4 protein-coding genes are annotated in these 3,025 nt (G+C 67.7%); 2 read left to right on the plus strand and 2 right to left on the minus strand.

What is annotated here, in order from left to right:
- Positions 1-12 precede the first annotated feature (12 nt).
- Both GWI24_RS42775 and GWI24_RS42780 read right to left on the minus strand, forming a co-directional pair.
- Positions 13-726: a phosphatase PAP2 family protein gene (locus GWI24_RS42775; RefSeq protein ID WP_210951413.1), complete on the minus strand. Its 714-nt coding sequence runs from the start codon at positions 724-726 to the stop codon at positions 13-15.
- Positions 727-962: 236 nt separating this feature from the next.
- Positions 963-1,970, minus strand: a complete 1,008-nt coding sequence (locus GWI24_RS42780; protein ID WP_308344275.1) for a bifunctional lytic transglycosylase/C40 family peptidase — start codon at positions 1,968-1,970, stop codon at positions 963-965.
- 224 nt (positions 1,971-2,194) lie between these two features.
- Here GWI24_RS42780 and GWI24_RS42785 point away from each other — a divergent pair, with 224 nt between their 5' ends.
- Positions 2,195-2,446: a DUF397 domain-containing protein gene (locus tag GWI24_RS42785; protein WP_210951415.1), complete on the plus strand. Its 252-nt coding sequence runs from the start codon at positions 2,195-2,197 to the stop codon at positions 2,444-2,446.
- 309 nt (positions 2,447-2,755) lie between these two features.
- The coding region (locus tag GWI24_RS42790) for a hypothetical protein (RefSeq protein WP_210951416.1) at positions 2,756-3,025 on the plus strand (270 nt) is incomplete at its 3' end.

Below are 3,025 nucleotides of genomic sequence, written 5' to 3' on the forward strand. Positions count from 1 at the left end.
CCTAGGCCTGCCCTAGGCCGCCAGGTCCTTGTTCCCGTGGTCGCCGCCCACCGAGCGGGACTCGGCGAGCTCCGCGCGTGCCTCGTCCGTGTCCTGGCCGGCGGCGGCGGGCTCGGCCCTTATCAGCCGGCCGACGCGCGAACCCGCGACCGCCGTGGTCAGCGGGGTCAGCAGCATCATCGCGAGCGGCGCCAGCAGCAGGGTGACCGCCGTCCCCAGGGCGAACCCGCCGATCACATCGGTCGGGTAGTGGACGCCCATATAGACGCGGCAGAACCCTTCCAGAAGCGCGAGCCCTATGGCGGCAACGCCATAGGCGCGATGGGCCATGAAGACGCCGACGGCGACCGCCATGGTCAGCGTCGCGTGGTCGCTGACGAACGAGAAGTCGGTCTTGCCCGCCACCAGGACGTCGAGCCCCTGATGGTCCTTGAAGGGTCTGGGCCGCTCGACGAAGCCGCGGATGGGGATGTTGGCGACCAGCGCCAGCCCGGCGGCCAGCGGGGCCCACACCAGCCCGGCGACGGCGGACGGCGCCTCCTGCGGCCGCTTCCGGACGCTCCACCAGGCGGCCAGGGTCACCAGGGCGAGCCCGATGATGATCCCGTACTCGCCGACGAACTCCATGACGCGGTCGAACCAGTGCGGGGCGTCCTTCGCCAGTCCGTTGATGTCGTAGAGAAGGCTGACATCGGGGTTCGACCCGTCCAGTGCGAGTCCAGCCATATGCCGTGGCCCCTTATCTCTTGCCTGTCACTACGTGCAGCTGCCGACCCCCCGTAATGCCTTGCGAGCCGTGGCAACGCGACCGGCGCCGGAGAGTCCGCCGTCGATCCACGCTGATCCACGCCTCGATCCACCTCCAGGGAACGCCCTCTTCTCGCCAGGGGTTCCGTACTCCACCCAACGATCACCGGGACGTTATCGAAGGGTGACCGATCATCGCAGCTCAGAGGGAATCCTTACGCGGGGTTCGCCCGCGGCAGCGCTTTCGCGCCATCCTGAGTCACCCGCGTAGCACCGATGTAGTCCGGCGAGTCGATCTTGTCAAAACGGATCACCGCACCGGTGTAGGGCGCGTTGATCATGTAGCCGCCGCCCACATAGATCCCCACGTGGTGGATCGATCTCGGGTCGTCGAGGTCATATGCGAAGAAGACCAGATCGCCGGGGAGCAGCTCGCTCCGTTTGGGGTGCGGTCCGGCGTTCCACTGGTCGTTGGCGACGCGCGGCAGATCGATGCCGACCGTCTTGTACGCCGCCTTCGTCAGCCCCGAGCAGTCGAACCGCCCGCCCTCCTCCGGCGGGCCGTTCCCGCCCCAGAGATAGGGCTTGCCGAGCTGCTTCTGCGCGAAGTAGATCGCCCCGGCCGACTGCTGGGAGGGCTGGACCTTCTGGACCGGCGCCTCGAAGCTCTTGGCGAGGGTGGTGATGGTCTTCACGTAGTTCTGGGTCTCGCGGTAAGGCGGCACCCCGCCGTACTTGATCACGGCATAGGCGCCCGCGTTGTACGAGGCCAGCATGTTGTGTGTCTGATTGCCCGGCACATCCTTGACGTACTTGGCGAGCGAGCAGTCATAGGCGGCCGCCGACGGGATCGCGTCCTGGGGGTCCCAGATGTCCTTGACGCCGTCCTTGTTGCCGTCGACCCCGTGCGAGGCCCAGGTGGCGGGGATGAACTGCGCTATCCCCTTGGCGTTGGCCGGGCTCTGCGCCTTCGCGTTCCAGCCGCTCTCCTGGTAGAGCTGCGCGGCGAGGAGCGCGGGGTTGATGGCCGGGCAGGAGTTCCCGTACCGCTGGATGAGCGGTTCGTACGTGGCGGGAACGGCGCCCTTGGCCAGCCCGACGGCCTTACCGCCGGCACCGCCGACGAGGTCCGCCGCGACCATGTAGGTACCGACGACGAGCAGCGCGACGAAGGAAAAGGAGACTCCGAGACCGACACTGACACCCAGCCAGACCTTACGCACCCGGCCATCCTCCCCCATTCACCCGCCATGCGAACGCGTTTCCGCTCGCACGGCGAAAATCAGCCGCTCCCCAGCCGAAACCATACGGCGGCCGCCGACGCGCGCCCCCTTATGCGCCGCCGACCCACCCCGCACGCCTCACCGCCCCATCTCGGCCGCCTCTCGCGGGGCCGGGGAACGCGTAGAGTCCAGCCGTCCGAGCACCACGACCCTGGGGACCGCAGATGACACGGCTCGACTGGCAAGAGCTCGACTGGCAGCGGGCCGCACCCGCCGACCTTCCGGAGGGCACCGCCTACCTCGAGGTGGCCGTGGGCCCCGACGACCAGATCCTGATGCGCGAGAGCAATGACCCGGAGACCGTCGTCGTCACGACCCGGGCCAAGTGGGACGCGTTCATCAAGGGCGTCAAGGCGGGCGAGTTCGACGACTTCGCGGACCTTACGGAGACGGAGACCGACGAGCCTGCGGGGTAGTGAGGGGGTGCAGGGCGCGGGCCGCTGAGCGCAGGCGCACTGATGCCCCTCCACCAAGGGGCCTACCTGTCAGCCCCTCACGGATCGTTGCCCGACGCTCACCCGCGTGATACACAGAGTGACCATACGACACTCCGTTGACATGCCTCACACGGCCGCCGGACGGGCGTGTCCCACAACACGCACGAGATCCGCCAAGAAATGCCGCCAAGTCGACATGCGGAAGCGGATTCATCAGCGAAGATAGAGGCTGACCCACGCCATGCCGGCGAAGAGACACAACAACCCACAAGGGGCGGTGAGTTCATCATGTTCCTAGCGGCCGAAAAGGGCGACATCAACACCATCATCGGCGGAATCGCCCCAGACTGGGGTCCGTTCGGCAGCCTGGGCAGCGAGGCCCGCGTCATGATCGAGGTCGTGATGGCGGTCGCACTGCTGCTGTGCTTCGGCATCGCCATCTGGGGCGCGGCCAAGCAGCGGATCGGCGCGACGGCCCTACGGGACACCTTCAGCGCGGAGCAGGGCAAGGGGCTGATCGTCGCGGGCCTGACCGGTGTGTTCATCATCGGATCACTG

It is taken from the genome of Streptomyces sp. MK37H (genome assembly GCF_018035285.1).
Lineage (GTDB): Bacteria > Actinomycetota > Actinomycetes > Streptomycetales > Streptomycetaceae > Streptomyces > Streptomyces endocoffeicus.

Excerpts from the sequence above, each read along its gene's own strand:
- GWI24_RS42775 (WP_210951413.1), bottom strand. The coding sequence starts at position 726 with ATGGCTGGACTCGCACTGGACGGGTCGAACCCCGATGTCAGCCTTCTC.
- GWI24_RS42785 (WP_210951415.1), top strand. The coding sequence starts at position 2,195 with ATGACACGGCTCGACTGGCAAGAGCTCGACTGGCAGCGGGCCGCACCC.